Annotated in this window: 11 protein-coding genes; 4 read left to right on the top strand and 7 right to left on the bottom strand. The window is 64.0% G+C overall.

What is annotated here, in order from left to right; genetic code table 11:
- Positions 1 to 118: 118 nt before the first annotated feature.
- Positions 119 to 571, bottom strand: coding sequence for a hypothetical protein (locus OSC37_RS08395; RefSeq protein ID WP_267161018.1), 453 nt, complete (start codon positions 569 to 571; stop codon positions 119 to 121).
- 350 nt (positions 572 to 921) lie between these two features.
- Between OSC37_RS08395 and OSC37_RS08390 the strand changes: the two genes are divergently transcribed.
- The 3 genes from OSC37_RS08390 (at position 922) to cutA (ending at position 2504) form a co-directional block, all read left to right on the top strand.
- Positions 922 to 1551 carry a type IV pilin domain-containing protein gene (locus tag OSC37_RS08390; RefSeq protein WP_267164133.1) on the top strand — a complete coding sequence of 210 codons (630 nt, stop codon included), beginning with the start codon at positions 922 to 924 and terminating at the stop codon, positions 1549 to 1551.
- A 145-nt stretch (positions 1552 to 1696) separates the two neighbouring features.
- Complete coding sequence (locus OSC37_RS08385) at positions 1697 to 2140, top strand: DUF2062 domain-containing protein (protein ID WP_267164132.1); 444 nt, start codon at positions 1697 to 1699, stop codon at positions 2138 to 2140.
- A 58-nt stretch (positions 2141 to 2198) separates the two neighbouring features.
- Positions 2199 to 2504, top strand: coding sequence for a divalent-cation tolerance protein CutA (gene cutA / locus OSC37_RS08380; RefSeq protein WP_267164131.1), 306 nt, complete (start codon positions 2199 to 2201; stop codon positions 2502 to 2504).
- Here the strand turns inward: cutA and OSC37_RS08375 are convergent.
- Entirely contained in the window at positions 2501 to 3097 is a 597-nt protein-coding gene (locus OSC37_RS08375; protein ID WP_267164130.1) for a class I SAM-dependent methyltransferase, read from the bottom strand. The two genes, cutA and OSC37_RS08375, sit on opposite strands and share 4 nt — an antisense overlap.
- A gap of 25 nt (positions 3098 to 3122) precedes the next feature.
- Positions 3123 to 3575 (bottom strand): SHOCT domain-containing protein, encoded by a 453-nt coding sequence (locus OSC37_RS08370; RefSeq protein ID WP_267164129.1) that lies wholly within the window; start codon positions 3573 to 3575, stop codon positions 3123 to 3125.
- 229 nt (positions 3576 to 3804) lie between these two features.
- On the opposite strand from OSC37_RS08370, the gene OSC37_RS08365 reads away from it, so the two are divergent.
- Complete coding sequence (locus OSC37_RS08365) at positions 3805 to 5172, top strand: adenylosuccinate synthase (RefSeq protein WP_267164128.1); 1368 nt, start codon at positions 3805 to 3807, stop codon at positions 5170 to 5172.
- A gap of 16 nt (positions 5173 to 5188) precedes the next feature.
- Here the strand turns inward: OSC37_RS08365 and OSC37_RS08360 are convergent, their stop codons facing one another.
- From OSC37_RS08360 to OSC37_RS08345, 4 genes are read right to left on the bottom strand one after another with little or no spacing between them, the layout of a single operon-like run.
- Complete coding sequence (locus tag OSC37_RS08360; RefSeq protein WP_267164127.1) at positions 5189 to 6514, bottom strand: glycerate kinase type-2 family protein; 1326 nt, start codon at positions 6512 to 6514, stop codon at positions 5189 to 5191.
- A complete protein-coding gene (locus OSC37_RS08355; protein ID WP_267164126.1) occupies positions 6511 to 9588 on the bottom strand; it encodes an FAD-binding and (Fe-S)-binding domain-containing protein in 3078 nt (1025 codons plus the stop codon). Before OSC37_RS08355 ends, OSC37_RS08360 begins: the two co-directional genes overlap by 4 nt.
- Positions 9585 to 11780 (bottom strand): LUD domain-containing protein, encoded by a 2196-nt coding sequence (locus tag OSC37_RS08350; RefSeq protein ID WP_267164125.1) that lies wholly within the window; start codon positions 11778 to 11780, stop codon positions 9585 to 9587. Before OSC37_RS08350 ends, OSC37_RS08355 begins: the two co-directional genes overlap by 4 nt.
- Positions 11777 to 12292, bottom strand: a complete 516-nt coding sequence (locus OSC37_RS08345) for an LUD domain-containing protein (protein ID WP_267164124.1) — start codon at positions 12290 to 12292, stop codon at positions 11777 to 11779. Before OSC37_RS08345 ends, OSC37_RS08350 begins: the two co-directional genes overlap by 4 nt.
- Positions 12293 to 12306: the final 14 nt, after the last annotated feature.

Here is a 12306-nt window from a genome sequence, read left to right as displayed (position 1 = left end):
GTCAGTACAGAGTACTCAAGCTCCGCGACGAGGTGGAACTTCTCTGAAATTCGGCAGAATGTCGGTGAAACATGTAGAGAATCAATGCACCAACTGGTTAGTGTTGAGATGTGTAGTGCTATTGATCCACACTAACGTACACATCTCGGTATGTACATTCGTGGGCGGCTTCGTCAGTCTCTACGGTTTCAAGTCTTACAGTCACACGTGAGGGGAGCAAAGTACGAGCTGTCTCAAGTTCGAACTCCTGAGGCGGACAGCGTTTCTGGTTTTCAGTATCGTGAGCAGGCATGACAGCAATCCACACATCATCCCTGTCCATACTGTGGTACGCTGTTATCCATCGTTTTCCCACAAGTTCGACATCCATCCTCTCAGCTAGGGACTGTAACGCGATCCTGGCTGCCTCCTGTCCACACCGATCTTCCCCAATTTCATCATGAGAGAGTTCAACGGTTCTGCTAACCGGTTCACCGTTCCCTTGATAGTACCCACGAGATATATTGCACTCTTCAGTCTCGCTCTCACGGTTTTCAGACATCTGAGAAAGACAGCCGGAGAGCAGCACCATCGGAACACTCGCAAGAAACGAACGGCGAGACGAGTGTGACAGCATCGCTCTCAGTTTTCCGTTTGTGAGTATCTATGCCTTTCGTTGCTGACTTATTACTGAAATATTCATTGGGCTTGTGCAAGAGTCGCGCCCTCCATCTTGAATACCAGGACAAATGTCATTTTCATCTGGTTACTTCTTTATCAGTCAGTGCACATCGCTCTTGAGGAGTTGTGAACGATTATATGACACGCTGGCCCGGCCTGAAACGTCCCACAACACTTGCGGTGGCCCCTCCTAGATAGGATTCTCACCAGTTGAGTTCTGAACAGATTTTATATACGTCTGGAACTGTCTATTATTATCGTATGGCCCGTATCCTCCGTGATGAAAGCGGAGTCGCATCAGTCATCGGAGTGGTCCTCCTCGTTGCGGTGACCGTGCTGCTCGGAGCGACGGTGACGGTGTTTGCGCTCGACCTCGCCGAGACACAGTCCGAGCCACGGGCGAACGCCTACATCGAGTTCGACTGGCGCTACCTCGACGACGGCGTCGCGCTCAACGATTCGGTGGTGATCACGCACATGAGCGGCGACGTGCTGGAGCGCGAGGACCTCGAGGTGTATATCGGCGGCGAACTCGTCTACAACGAGACCGAAAATAGCGAGAGCAACGTCGGCTCCGGTTCGGGCGTGCCAGGACTAATCCTCGAAGTCGACGACAACGATTTCAACGACCTGAACAAGCCATGCCGATTCAAGCCCAAGGACTGTAGCCCCTCGGACCCACCGGGTCACTTCAACGGTTCGGACCCGGGTGTCGTCTTCGAGTGGGAGGAGAACGTCTCTGCCGGTCAGCGGCTCACGATTCAGGAGCGAAACAACTCAGATAGTTACGATGTCATCGAACCCGGCGACACGATCAAGGTCGTCTATCGTCGGGACGGCTTCACCTCCGTTATCGCCGAGGAGACAATCGAGCCAGAGGAGACGCCGTGACTTCGGTCATCGGGGCAGTAGACCGCCCTATCGTTTGGGCCGGCCGCGAGGAGCGGTCCGTTCCAGAGACGGGTGTCGGACCAGTCTCGCGTTCACGGTTGCTCGGCCATACCATTCTTGACGTTTGAGTACATACGTCACTGCGATGGCTGGCGGTTACGTGGCTGGCTACACCAGCCGAGTCCAGAGCACGCTTCGGGAGGCGTTTTCAGAAGATCTGCCGCCGCATTCAGTGGCACTGAGCTTCGCGCTCGGCATGTTCGCTATCGCGCTTCCCAATCTCGGGATTGCTGTCGTCGTGTTGTTCTGGGTTGGTCGCCGGGTCGCGTGGACGAGCAACTTCGCTTTCGTTGCCGCGGTCGCAATCCTGAATCCGGTGGTCAAAGGTGGTGTCTACAGCCTGAGCTTCGCTATCGGCGTCTTCTTGCTCGGGCCCGCAGAGGTGTCCTCGCTCGATATCGGGCTCGACACTGGTACCGACGTTCTTGTGCGGGTGTTCGTCGGGAACGTCCTCCTGGCAGCTGGGATTGCCGCTCTCAGCTACGCTATTGCCTACCGAACTGCCCGAGCGGTCCAACACAGGCGGTGAACTGGGCGCTGTGGCCGAGAGACGACGAACCTAATGCACGCACCGACGTTCCACCGATATGTCATACCTCGCAGTCAGTGTCGGGTTACCAACCGAAGCGGCCGCGGCCGAGCTGTCACGGACACTCGTCGAGGAGCGACTTGCAGCCGGAACCCGTATCGTCTCGGGAACGAGCCACTACCGGTGGGAGGGAACCGTTCACGAGCGCCGGTACTGGACCGTTCTCGCGTTCACCACCGACGCACACGTCGATGCCATCTGCGACCTCGTCCACGCACTCTCCGAAGACGACCTGCCCGGTGTCACCTACAGCGAAATCGACGCCCCAGAGGAGTACTTGGCCTGGATAGACGCACAGACCTAGCGGAGATCGGCAAAGACGAACTCGCTGTTGCTCCCCAGCGGGTCGGTGACGGTCCTGGTCCGGACGTTCTCGAAACCAGCATCGGCCAGGTACTCGAGGGTCCGCTCTCGGCCGGGTGAGGAGAAGAACATCTCGCCGCCCATCCACCCGCGGCGTACCGTCTCGAACCGCCCGCCAGGGAGGGTCATCAGCAACGTGCCGCCCGGTTTCAGAACGCGAGCGAACTCGTGGTATACTGTCGGGTGGTCAGTTCGCGCGACGTGGAAGACGGCGTGGTAGGCCGTCACCGCATCGGCGACCCCCTCGGCGATGGGCAACGAGCACATGTCGGCCTGGACCAGCGCCGCCTCGGGCACCGTCTCGCGTGCCAGGTCCAGCCCCTCTCTGGCGAAGTCGACGCCGAGACTTCCGTCGGGGAGATTCGCGAGTGTCCGCGCGCCGTCCCCGCAGCCAATATCGAGTATCGTCGGGTCCGGCGGACACTCCTCGCGAAGCTCGTCTAACAGGGCCGCGTCTGACCCGTCCGGATCGCGTTGGGTTGCGTATGTTTTCGACACAGCGTCCCACGCCTCGCGAACGGCGTTTCTGTCCATACGTCCTGTAGGGGCGACAGCATCATCAACGTTTACCGCGAGCCGCCGACTGCTCGACTCGTCCACGCTCGGCCCGGCGTGTTTCTGACTCTCTCCGTTCGTGGCCGTTACCTGTAGTATTGGGGGCTTCGAGCAACTGCTCGACGCGATGCTCGAACTCCTCGTCGGTGAGTTCGCCCCGTGCGTATCGGGTCCGAAGTGTTGCCAGCGCCTCCTCGTCTGCACTCGCCGCCTCGCGCGTTTGGTTACGCTCGTCCGTGTCACGCGCTTCGAGCGACGCCAGGGCACCGACCGCCGTCGGAAGCACACCGCCAAACCCGACGACGAACACCACCCAGAAGTGCTCGATACCGAGCGCCAGGAGACCGAACGCCACGGTCAGGGTCAGGACGGTCACCGCCGACACCACCACCGGTGCGAGTGGGTGTCTCTCTCCGGACTGTTGTCCGCCAAACGCTGTCAAAGAGCTACTGTTCATCGGTGGCGACCCTCACTCCAAATGCTGGCACACGCCGAGGCGCGAGCGATTTCTGTCGTCGCCAATCCCGGGGCAGTCTCGATTGTACCTTTGTCTTCTCGTCTCATACTTTATACTCGCGCTCGCTTCGTTTCGGATTTTACCCAACATGTTGGGTTCTTTCCGGGTCAAGGGTTCGTACGGCACAGGACCGTAATCTGTTTAGCCTGGTGGCCGAAATGTGGCCCTGATGACCGTAACAATCGTCGGCGCACAGCTCGGAGACGAAGGCAAGGGCGGTATCGTCGACCTGTTCGGCGAGCCCGCCGATGTCGTCGCCCGGTATCAGGGCGGTGACAACGCTGGACACACCGTCGTCTACGAGGGCGAGGAGTACAAACTCTCGCTCGTTCCAAGTGGCGTCGTCCGCGGCAAGACCGGCGTCCTCGGTAACGGCTGTGTCGTCAATCCGCGCACGCTGTTCGACGAAATCGAGATGCTCCGCGACCGTGGGCTCGACCCTGACGTCCGGGTTGCTCGGCGCGCACACGTTATCTTCCCCTATCACCGCGTTCTCGACGGTATCGAGGAAGAAGCCAAAAGCGACTCCGACCAGGAGGTCGGCACGACCGGCCGCGGTATCGGGCCGACCTACGAGGACAAGGCCGCTCGACGCGGGATTCGCGTCGGCGACCTGACCAACCGCGAAGTGCTCCGCGAGCGCCTCGAGTACGTGGTGCCACAGAAGCGGGCCGTCGCCGAGGACATCTTCGGCGTCGCCGTCGACGAGGAGAACTTCGACGTCGACGCGCTCGTTGAGGAGTTCAGCGAGTACGGCGAGCGACTCGACAGCGAGGGGATGCTCATCGAGGCAGGCGAACACCTCCGGGACCGTCTCGACGACGGCGAGAACGTCGTCTTCGAGGGGGCACAGGGGACGATGATAGATATCGACCACGGCAACTTCCCGTATGTCACCTCGTCGAATCCGACCGCGGGCGGCGCGGCGACGGGCACCGGACTCGGTCCCGGTGTCGTCGGCGACGGCGAAATCGTCGGTATCGTCAAAGCCTACCTCTCACGGGTGGGCAGCGGCCCGATGCCGACCGAACTCGCCGGCGTCGAAGGCGATACCCCTGGCTACGAGGGCGACGCTGGCGAACGCGAGGAGGAACTGGCAACACGCATCCGCGAGGCAGGCGGCGAGTACGGCACCGTGACCGGCCGTCCCCGTCGCGTCGGGTGGCTGGATATGCCCGTGTTGCGCCACGCGACCCGGGCCAGCGGCTTCACCGGCCTCGCGGTCAACCACATCGATACCCTGGCAGGACTGGACGAGGTAAAAGTCGGCCACTCCTACACGCTCGACGGCGAACAGCGAGATTCTGTCCCCGCGACAACCGAACGCTGGGGCGACTGCGAGCCAAACTATCGCACGTTCGACGGCTGGGACGAGACCGACTGGGATGCCGTCGCCGCCGAGGGGTACGACGCCCTGCCCGAAAACGCCCGCGAGTACCTCTCGTACATCAGCGAGGAACTTGACACCCCCATCTACGCGGTCGGTGTCGGCCCCGGTCGCGACCAGTCCGTGGTCCTCGAACACCCCTTCGAGTAACGCCCGGCTGACCGTCCTATTTTTCTGGCGTTCCGACGAGCACCACCCGCAGGTCGTTCACGTTTGTTCCGGTGGGCCCTGTCTCGACGAGACGGCTCCTCCCGGCCAGAAACGTCTCCGCGTCGTTTCGTTCGAGTGCGGCCAGTGCCCCGGCCCCGCCGACGCTTGAATCCACAAGCGCGCCGGCGGCCTCGCTCGCCCCGTCGATGCCGTCGGTGTCGACGCTCCCGACGACGACGCTCGCGCTTTCGAGCGCACAGCCCGCGGCGAGTGCGAACTCCTGGTTCGGCCCGCCCTGGCCGTCGCCGGTGACAGTCACTGTCGTCTCACCACCCGACAGCAGCGCGACCGGCGGCTCGGCCGGGTCGCCGTTGTCGAGCGATTCCTGCGCGATGGCGGCGTGGGTTCGGCCCGCTTGTTGTGCCTCTCCTTCGATTCGCGTCGAGAGCACCAGCGGCTCGTAGCCCGCCGCTTCACAGACCTGTGCCGCCGCATCAACCGCCGTCCGGTTGTCAGCGAGAACGAGGTTCGTCACCTCGTCGAAGACCTCCTCCTCCGGGCCGGGCGTCTCGGGGCGCTCGCCTGCGACGCCGCCTTCCAGTACCGCTCTCACGCCGGGTGCGTCGACGTCGTACCGCTCTAACACCCCGATGGCGTCGCCGTAGGTCGTCCTGTCGGGCGCTGTTGGCCCGCTTGCAATCACCGCCAACGGGTTCCCGACCACGTCACTGAAGACGACGCCGACGGTCCTCGCCGGCGCGAGCTTTCGGGCGAGTCGGCCGCCCTTGACCTGGGAGAGGTGTTTTCTGACCGCGTTGAGGTCATCTATCGACGCGCCGCCGTCAAGGAGTTGTTCGGTCACGGCACGGAGGTCCTCGACGGAGACGCCTGGGACGGGTGCAGTCAGGAGCGCGCTCGCGCCGCCGGTAATGACAGCCAGCACCAGGTCGTCGGGACCCGCTTCGGCGGCGAGGCCGAGAACTGCCTCGGTCCCGCGGATGTTTTGCTCCGATGGAAGGGGATGGGTTCCCTCGTGGACCGCGATGGTCTCCGTTTCGACTGGCGCGGATGTTACGACCGCGCCGTCGTCGATGCGGTCGCCCAGGACGGTTTCGAGTGCAGCGGCGACCGCGCCCGCGGGCTTGCCGCCGCCAACGACCAGTACTCGCTCGAATGCGCCGAGGTCGTAGGTATTGCCGGCCACCGAGAGCGTGTCACCATCGAGGGAGACGCAGTCGGCGACGACTGTCTCTGGGTGGGCGGCCTCGATGCCCGCCGCCAGCGCGTCGACTGCGACGCCCGCTGTCGGGGTTCGCGCGAGCTCTTCGCGGTTGCGAATCACGGTCTGTCGATTGCTGATTCGAAGACTTCGATTGGGTGCGGGGGCTTGCCGTCGACCGCCTCGTGGTCGTGTAGTTGGGTTCGACAGGAGGTTCCCGGCGCGACAACCGTCTCGCCGGGGGAGTCGTCCACCTGATCGAAGAGAATATCGGCGATTGCCTGGCTCATCGAGTAGTGTTCGGCCTCGTAGCCAAAGGAGCCGGCCATCCCACAGCAGGTCGAATCCAGCGCGTCGACGCCGTACCCTGCCCGGTCGAGAACGTTCTCGGCGTGATGGTCTTTGGTCGTCGCTTTCTGCTGGCAGTGGCCGTGGTAGGTAACGGTTCCGTCGGCGTCGGCCGAGAGCCCGTCGTCGAGTCGGTAGGTGTCGATGTACTCCATGACGCCGTAGGTGTTCGCAGCGACTGCCTCGGCGTCCTCACCGGCGAGCATGTCCAGATAGTCCAGTTGATACATCACCGCATCCGAGGGTTCGACGGTCACGACATCCCACCCCTCACGGATTCGCGGCGCGAGTGCGTCGACGTTCTCGCGGGCGGTGTCGCGGGCCACCTCCAGCATGCTCTTCGAGTGAGCGGGTCGGCCGCTGTCGGTCACATCGTCGGGAACCTCGACGTGGATGCCGGCGGCTTCGAGCGCCCGAACGGCTGCCCTCCCGACCTCGGGCTGTGTGTAGTTGGTGTAGGGGTCGGCGATGACCAGCGCTTTCCGGTCAGCCTCTGTCGCCGACACCGCCGGCGTGCGGGCGTTCGCCCAGTCCTGGAGGGTCTCGCGCTCGAAGGTCGGCAGGTCGCGCTCGCGGGCGATACCGAGCAGTTTCTCGGCGACGAGACCCGACCCCGGCAGGCTCGTCGCCCAGTTCGACAGCGGCGCGAACGCACTCCCCAGCGCGTAGAGACGTTCGACGTTCGCAAACAGGCGGTCCCGGAGTGGAATCCCTTCCTCCTGGTGGTGGGCGTGTTTCACCTCGGCTTTGAGTTTCGCCATGTCGACGCCGCTTGGGCAGTCCACCCGACAGCCCTTGCAGCCGATACAGAGGTCGAGCACCTCTTCGACGAACTCGTCGTCGGTCGGGTCCTCGGGCAGGTCGCCGCTCATCGCCCGACGCAAGGCGTTCGCTCGGCCTCGTGTCGAGAGAATCTCCTCGTTGTCGGCACGGTATGTCGGACACATCACGCCGCCGGTGGTCTCCTGGTGGCCGGTACAGCCGCCACAGCCGTGACAGAGTTCGACCATTCCCTGGAAGCCGTTCTCATTGTCCCACTCCATCGCCGGCTCAAAGTCGGCGTCAAAGCCGTACTCGGGGTCGAATCGGAGGTTCTCGGCAGGGTCGAACTCGCCACAGACGCTGCCGGGGTTGAGCCGCCACTCGGGGTCGAAGGCCGTCTTCAGTTGCTCGAAGGCCTCCCAGAGTTGGTCGCCGTACAGCTTGCGGTTGTACTTCGTGCGCGCCCGGCCGTCGCCGTGTTCGCCCGAGACCGAGCCGCCGTACTCGATGACGAGGTCGGTCACGCCGTCGGAGATTGCCGTCATCGTCTCGATGCCGTCCTCGGTTTTGAGGTTCAGAAGTGGGCGGACGTGAAGTACGCCCGGCCCGGCGTGGGCGTAGTACGACGAGAAGGTGTCGTGTTCCTCGAACAGGGCCTGGAGGTCGGCGACGTAGTCTTCGAGGTTCTCGGCCGGAATCGCCGTATCCTCGACGAAGGGCCAGTGTTTGTCGTCGTCGGTCCGCGAGAGCAAGATGGGGAGCCCGGCCTTGCGCATCTTCCAGAACTTCGCCCGCCTGTCGGCGTCGTAGGCTTCGAGGGCATCGACGGCGCGAATTTGGACATCGGTCGCTGCTCTCTGTTCGCTCGGCTCGACAGGCACGTCGGCATCGGGCAGGCGGTCGGCGAGCAGGTCTGCGACCTGCTGTCTGCCGTGGTCGGGCGAGCCGGCGTAAAACTCCACCAGTAGCGTCGAGTCTGTCCCCTCTGGAAGGAGGTCGACGACCGGCGCGAACTCGGGGCGTTCGGCCGCCAACTCCAGGAAGACGTCGTCCATCACCTCGACGGCCGCGGGGTTGTGCTCCAGGATAGGGGCCACGTCGCCGACCGCGTCGAGCACGTCGTCGTAGGTCAACAGCACGGCCGCCTTCGTCTCGGGAACCGGCTCCAGGGAAACTGTGGCCTCGGTGACGACCGCCAGCGTCCCCTCGCTGCCGGCGAGTAGTCTGCCGAGGTTCACCGCGCCGTGTGCCTCGGCGTCCGCGACGAGTTTGTCCAGATTGTACCCCGAGACGTTCCGCGTGAGGTCGGGGTACCTGTCCTCGATTTCCTCACGTTCTTCGCGGAGGATTCGTGAGACTTCGACGTAGACCCGGTCCTCGATATCGGTCACAGCCGCGAGGTCGTCGGCCTCGTCCCGGACGGCGTCGGCCCGGTCGTGGAGGGCTTTGAGGTCGACCCAGCCGAGTTCGGTCACGGTACCGTCTGCGAGCACCGCCTCGACGGACTCGATGTAGCCGTCTGCCTTCTCGTATTTCAGCGAGTGTGCGCCCGTGGAGTTGTTGCCAATACAGCCCCCGAGGACGCTCTTGTCGCCCCACGCAGGGTCGGGGGCGTACTTCAGGCCGTGGTCCTCAAGGCGGTCGTTCAGCCGGGAGAGGGTCACCCCGGGCTGTGCCCGGACCGTCTGCTCGTCCGGATTCACGTCGAGGACAGCGTTCATCTCCTTTTTGAAATCGAGCACCACAGCCTCGTTGACCGCCTGGCCGGCGAGACTCGTCCCGCCGCCGCGTGGAAGCACCGGGATTCCCTCACTCGCGCAGTACTCCATTACCGCCTGTACGTCGGCCGTCGAGGTCGGGGCGACGACACCGATTGGGAGCTGCTGGTAGGCGCTCGCGTCGGTGGCATAGAGGGTTCGCGTGTAGCTGTCGAACCGAACCTCGCCCTCCACGCGGGCGTCCAGGGCGGCAAACAGCGCAGGGTCCTCCACGTCATCGCTGGCGTAGTCGTAGTTGCTCCGCGACGCCGCGTGGGGGCCGGCGGGTAGCTCTGTACTCTCGTCGTCTGGTTGTTGTGTGTCGCTCATCGTCGTGTTCTCTGGGGTGGCGCGAGCAGTTCGATGACGTGTTCGGGCTCCTCGTCACGGAGGTCGCCTATCTGGTCTGTACAGGAGGTGCCGCTGGCGACGACGTGGTCGGCATCCGCCGCCTCGAGTTCTGTGGCCATCGACTCGCCGACGTCTATCGACAGTTCGTAGTACTGCTCCTTGTAGCCAAAGGAGCCCGCCATCCCACAGCACTCTGCGTCTGTTGTCGTCACCTCGTAGCCACACGCCTCCATCACCTCGACGCTGTACGGTTCGAGCCCGAGCGTGCGCTGTTGGCAGTGGCTGTGGTAAGCGACCGCCTCGCCGTCGGCAGTCGCCAGTTCGTCGGCCTCGGCCCCGTTCGAGAGCAGCCCGTAGACGTATTCGAGTATCTCGTAGCTGGCCTCGCTCAGGCGCTCGGCCTCGGATTCCGGCAGCAGTCGCTCGTAGTCCGACCGAAACATCGCCACATCACTGGGCTCGACGACGACCACGTCGTACCCCGCTTCGAGGTAGGGGTCGAGTGCCTCGGCGACACCCTCGGCCTGTTTGCGGGCGGTGTCTATCATCCCTTGTGAGAGGGGAGCACGCCCCGACCCCGGAGCCTCGGGGACGAGCACCTCGACGCCGAGTGCTTCGAGCGCCCTGACGGCGGCTTTCCCGCGCTCGACGAGCATGTAGTTGGTATACAGGTCTGGATACAGCACCACCTTCCGATCCGGGTCCAGCGGCGGCACGGCCTCGCGCTCGTCCATCCACTCGACGAGGGTGGTCCGCTGGAAGGCCGGAAACGTCCGCTCGCTCGCGACGCCGGCGACCCGTTCGAGAACCGCCGAGGCGGGCCCGGCGTTTGCGACCCAGTTCGACAGCGGCGCAAAGGCGCTCCCAACTTTCGCCAGCGTCTCAACGTTGCCGAACAGCCGCTTCTGGATTCCCGGCCCGTCGGTCTCGGCGTCCGGCGTGAGGCCGTCGACGAGCACGTCCTGGGGAACGTCTTCGCCGCTGTTGATGCGGTCGCGGACGACCGTGTTTATCCACGGGATATCGATTCCCACCGGACAGGCCGGGACACAGCGCGAACAGCCGGTACAGAGGTCGTTGAACTCGGCGGCCGAATCGAGGCCGTGGACGCCGGCCTCCCACCCCGTCGCGATGCCGCCGGAGTAGGTCTCCCCGCCGAAGGCGTGGCCGCCGACCGACTGGAAGTTCGCACACGTGTTTGCACAGGCCGAACACCTGATGCAGTACAGCGTCTCCCGGAGGTCCTCGTCCTCGCGCATCGACAGCCGGCCGTTGTCGATGAGCACGAGGTGGAAGTCCCGGTCGCTCCCGTCGTCGGCCAGCGGCGTTTCGGGGTCGTCGAAGTCGACCGTCGGCGAGGAAAGCGGCGGCGTCAACAGCGAAACGTAGCTCGTGATGTCCTGGCCGGTCCCCGAGCGGCCGATGAGTTCGACGAACGGCCGGAGGTCCTCGACGGTCGGAACGATTTTCTCGACGCCGGCGACGGCAATCTGTGTCTCCGGAACCGTCACCGTCTTGCGGGCGTTGCCCTCGCTCGTGACCAGCGCAATCGTCCCGGAGTCGGCGGTGACGAAGTTCGCGCCGGTCAGTCCCACGTCCGCGCCGGCGATGAGCTCGCCCAGTCGCTCGCGGGCGAATGCGGTGAGTTCCTCGGCGGTTTCGAGCTCCTCCTCAGGGTCGAAGTGGTCGTTGAACAGCCGGGCAATCTCCTCGCGGGACTTGTGGATTGCCGGGGCGACGATGTGGCTAGGTGCCTCCTCGGCAACCTGGAGGACCCACTCGCCGAGGTCGGTCTCGACCACTTCGACGTCGGACTCCTCCAGGGCCTCGTTGACCTCGATTTCCTCGCTTGTCATCGACTTGCTCTTGACGAGGCGGTTGGCGTCGTCACAGACCTCCCGGATGTAGCGGTTCGCATCGGCGGCGTCGTCGGCCACGTAGACGGTGCCGCCGTTCTCCTCGACGGTCTCCTCGACCTCCTCGATGAGCTCGGGGAGGCGCTTGATGGCATCCTCTTTGATGGCGCGGGCCTGGTCTTTCAGTCCCTCGTAGTCCTCAAGCCTCGCGACGGATTCGTACCGGCCCGTGTTGAACCCGCGGGTGTTCTCGCCGACTGACTCGCCCTCGGTCGCCATCAACTGACGGATGTGTTCGGCCTTGGACTTGCTCATGTAACGACGAGCACCTCCACGCGTTTGGGGCCGTGTGCGCCCTGGACGAGCGCGCCCATGTCGGCGGTTGCGGAGGGACCGGTTGCGATGATTGCCGACCCGCGCTCCGCCCGAAGGTCGTCGCCGAGTCGGTCGAACGCGGCTGCCATGTCGTGGAGGATGTCTGCCTCGCGGACGACGGTGATATGCAGGTCGTTGAAGAGACTGACCGGCTCGCTTCCCGCGTGGTCGGGCTCTAAGACGAGACTGCCATACGAGGCGATAGCGAACGAGGCCGCTGTGACGCCTGTCTCTGCGGCCTGGAGGTCACCCGCAGTCGGGTCGGCCGTGACACTCTCTGGAAGGGCGACACCGTCCCAGGGGAGTGCCGTCCCGATTGCTGGCTGGCTGACGAGTTCGTCGATGGTGTCGGCGACCTCGTCGGGGGGAACTCGTCTTGGCTCGATACCATACTCGTCAGCGACGGCCGCGAACTGGTCGTAACCGTCGGCTGTAGCGGTTGCCTGTGTCATGCGTGGGGTTGCTA

It is taken from the genome of Halovenus salina, from assembly GCF_026410925.1.
Lineage (GTDB): Archaea > Halobacteriota > Halobacteria > Halobacteriales > Haloarculaceae > Halovenus > Halovenus salina.
The sequence above is the reverse complement of the archived record's forward strand: the minus strand, read 5'-3'. Positions and strand labels throughout refer to the sequence as shown.

Coding starts and splice junctions, on each gene's coding strand:
- OSC37_RS08375 (WP_267164130.1), bottom strand. CDS start 3,097: ATGGACAGAAACGCCGTTCGCGAGGCGTGGGACGCTGTGTCGAAAACA.
- OSC37_RS08370 (WP_267164129.1), bottom strand. CDS start 3,575: ATGAACAGTAGCTCTTTGACAGCGTTTGGCGGACAACAGTCCGGAGAG.
- OSC37_RS08385 (WP_267164132.1), top strand. CDS start 1,697: ATGGCTGGCGGTTACGTGGCTGGCTACACCAGCCGAGTCCAGAGCACG.
- OSC37_RS08390 (WP_267164133.1), top strand. CDS start 922: ATGGCCCGTATCCTCCGTGATGAAAGCGGAGTCGCATCAGTCATCGGA.
- OSC37_RS08395 (WP_267161018.1), bottom strand. CDS start 571: ATGGTGCTGCTCTCCGGCTGTCTTTCTCAGATGTCTGAAAACCGTGAG.
- OSC37_RS08350 (WP_267164125.1), bottom strand. CDS start 11,780: ATGAGCAAGTCCAAGGCCGAACACATCCGTCAGTTGATGGCGACCGAG.
- OSC37_RS08365 (WP_267164128.1), top strand. CDS start 3,805: ATGACCGTAACAATCGTCGGCGCACAGCTCGGAGACGAAGGCAAGGGC.
- OSC37_RS08345 (WP_267164124.1), bottom strand. CDS start 12,292: ATGACACAGGCAACCGCTACAGCCGACGGTTACGACCAGTTCGCGGCC.
- cutA (WP_267164131.1), top strand. CDS start 2,199: ATGTCATACCTCGCAGTCAGTGTCGGGTTACCAACCGAAGCGGCCGCG.
- OSC37_RS08355 (WP_267164126.1), bottom strand. CDS start 9,588: ATGAGCGACACACAACAACCAGACGACGAGAGTACAGAGCTACCCGCC.